The organism is Marinilactibacillus piezotolerans, from assembly GCF_900114235.1.
Classification (GTDB): domain Bacteria; phylum Bacillota; class Bacilli; order Lactobacillales; family Carnobacteriaceae_A; genus Marinilactibacillus; species Marinilactibacillus piezotolerans.
This window is the reverse complement of record NZ_FOSJ01000099.1, coordinates 1-2,514: the sequence shown is the minus strand read 5'-3', so window position 1 is coordinate 2,514 and position 2,514 is coordinate 1. Positions and strand designations below refer to the sequence as shown.

Annotated in this window: 2 protein-coding genes and 2 pseudogenes; 3 read left to right on the top strand and 1 reads right to left on the bottom strand. The window is 37.6% G+C overall.

Annotation, left to right across the window (positions count from 1 at the left end):
* Positions 1–273: 273 nt before the first annotated feature.
* Positions 274–780 (bottom strand): DNA-deoxyinosine glycosylase, encoded by a 507-nt coding sequence (locus BM212_RS12160; protein WP_072693671.1) that lies wholly within the window; start codon positions 778–780, stop codon positions 274–276.
* A gap of 129 nt (positions 781–909) precedes the next feature.
* On the opposite strand from BM212_RS12160, the pseudogene BM212_RS12900 reads away from it, so the two are divergent.
* The 3 genes and pseudogenes from BM212_RS12900 to zupT all read left to right on the top strand — a co-directional run.
* Positions 910–1,142: pseudogene (locus BM212_RS12900) on the top strand (IS30 family transposase); the annotation flags it as partial.
* Positions 1,143–1,238: 96 nt separating this feature from the next.
* A complete protein-coding gene (locus BM212_RS12150; RefSeq protein ID WP_072693669.1) occupies positions 1,239–1,616 on the top strand; it encodes a pyridoxamine 5'-phosphate oxidase family protein in 378 nt (125 codons plus the stop codon).
* Between the two features lie 254 nt (positions 1,617–1,870).
* Positions 1,871–2,365 (top strand): annotated as a pseudogene (zupT, locus tag BM212_RS12145) (zinc transporter ZupT); the annotation flags it as partial.
* Positions 2,366–2,514: the final 149 nt, after the last annotated feature.

Below are 2,514 nucleotides of genomic sequence, written 5' to 3'. Positions count from 1 at the left end.
CATGAAGAGAACTCCTTTCTTATGGTTGGTTTAGACACCTTTACCATATCAGAACGGGGTTCTTTTTTCATCACTTAACAGGTGAAAAAGAAAAAGTAAATGAAGACTGCCGTTAGCCAGTTTCAGACGGTTTAAAGTCAAAGTATGAATTATTCAGGTATCTTGTAAATAATTTTTTTATCATAAACTACTTTGTGTTAGGGATACTTCTTCTTAAATTTTCGCTTGTATAAAATTTAAGGTTTAAAACTTAGTTACGTATATTCATCATGGCTACGATTTTTCTATAAACTTCTCCCACTCTGCAGTTTTTCCTTCAAAAGATTTCACGTTTTTTCCAGGAGTAGGACTAGTAGATGGCAACTTAACGAACTGAATATCCGGGAAAAAACGAAAACCTACTAGTTTCTTAAAAGTAGTATATGCCTTACTGCCATTAAAACCAACACCTTTTATTGAGGGATACTGTTCAAAAAAAGATATAAAGTCGTTAGGAACTTCCTCTGAAATAGCGGAGTCTAAGCTTCCTACTCTCTTACAGGAATGAATCACATCCCAGAGTCCTATATGATTATCTTGTAAGAGAGCAATCCGCTCAGTGTAGCTATTGGGTTCTTTGTCATTGAAAATTTTTACTATAATTTTCCAAAACTGATTGCGCGAGTTAGTGTAGTATTGTGCTTTTTGAAGTGATTCTACTCCTGGCATGGATCCTAAAATAAGCATTTTTGTTTGATCATCTACAATCGGAACTAAATTAGTAACTGTTTCTGACTTCATATAAGTTATCTTCGCTTTCCATTCGAAATAATTACGCAAATTGTAAAATTAAGTTAGACAATTAAAAGAGCCGTTCGTGGTACACTCAAACTGTATCTCCGACCAAAGAAAACAGAGGAGTGATCGCGAATGACCTACACCCGTCTTACCACGGACGAATTAGTTTTAATAGAATCTTATCACCGAAATAACATTTCTGTTCTCAAGATTTCTCAGTATCTGACGCGTTCGAGACAAACCATTCACACAGTCGTTTCCTTCTTTAAAGAAGGCCACACAGCCCTTGACTACCACAAGCAATACAAAGCAAAAAAAAACGTTGCGGCCGACGGAAAATCCATTTACCTGAAGACCAACTTAGCCCAAGGGGTTCTCCAACCAACACTACCATTGAATGTATGTTCCTTTTAGTGGTATGATTCCTGTGAAATACGACAGATTAATATAGGAGGCAAAATATGTTAAGTGAAAATTTTTTCAAAGTTATCCAGCACGAGGGTGTGGTTTCTGTTACATCATGGGGAAGCGGTGAGGCCCCACATGTTCGTTGTACATGGAATTCATTTTTACGTATAACTGATGATGAACGCATTTTAGTGCCAATAGCTGGATTTACAAGCGTTCAAGAGGATGTGGTTAAGAATGACAACGTTATCTTGACTCTAGGGAGTCGAGAAGTTGAAGGGTTCAATGGGTATCAAGGAACAGGATTCTTAATTGAAGGACGGGCACGCTTTCTGGATACTGGTGATGAGTTTGACCGAATGAAAGAGGACTATCCTTTTATGAATAAATTACTTGAAATCACCGTAGAATCTCAAAAGCAATTGCTTTAATCTCTTATTGAAAGTTAGACTATTATAAATGACTATATCGTAATGAAGAGGATTGTTTATGATATATAAATCACGAATCTAATCATAGAACCTCTCCTGAGTCGTAAAATCAGAAGGGGTTCTATGATTTTAGTTATTTTCTTTTTAGATTGATACGGTATGTCAGACATTCTTCTAATGACGTTATTTCCCTATAAAATATTTAGTCAAAATCTAATCATGAAATTAGAGATGTGTCTGATATGGAGACTGTAGAAAAACAAACAACAGAGGAAGAAAAGAAAGAAGAAGAAAATGGGAAACTACTGCGGATGGGGATGTTTTCTGCTTTGGCCATTGGGATTCATAACTTTCCAGAAGGTTTGGCCACTTTTCTCAGTGCATTAGAGGATCCAACACTGGGAATCAGCACCGCTGTTGCTATTGCTATTCACAATATTCCAGAAGGTATGTCGGTTTCCGTTCCCATTTATTATGCTACTGGAAGCAAACGCCAAGCGTTCAAATACAGTTTTCTTTCAGGGCTTTCTGAACCTTTAGGAGCAATAATTGGATTTACCATACTGCGTCCTTTCATCAGCGAAACACTCATCGGGCTTTTGTTTGCCGGAGTGGCAGGGATTATGGTATACATCTCACTCGATGAACTGCTTCCCACTGCAGAAAAGTACGCGGAGCATCATATCGCTATTTGGGGACTAATCGGCGGCATGGCTGTAATGGCGGGGAGCTTGCTGTTGCTGGCATAAGACAACCAATTTTATTGGCACAAGCCAATAGAAAAAGGGAGACACTCGAATGTTTGATATGCTCCCCCTAAAGTAGACACTTAAAAAAGTAAAATTACTTTAGGGGGATTTTTATGCGTTCAAACAGTAAACATACAACTGAAGAAATC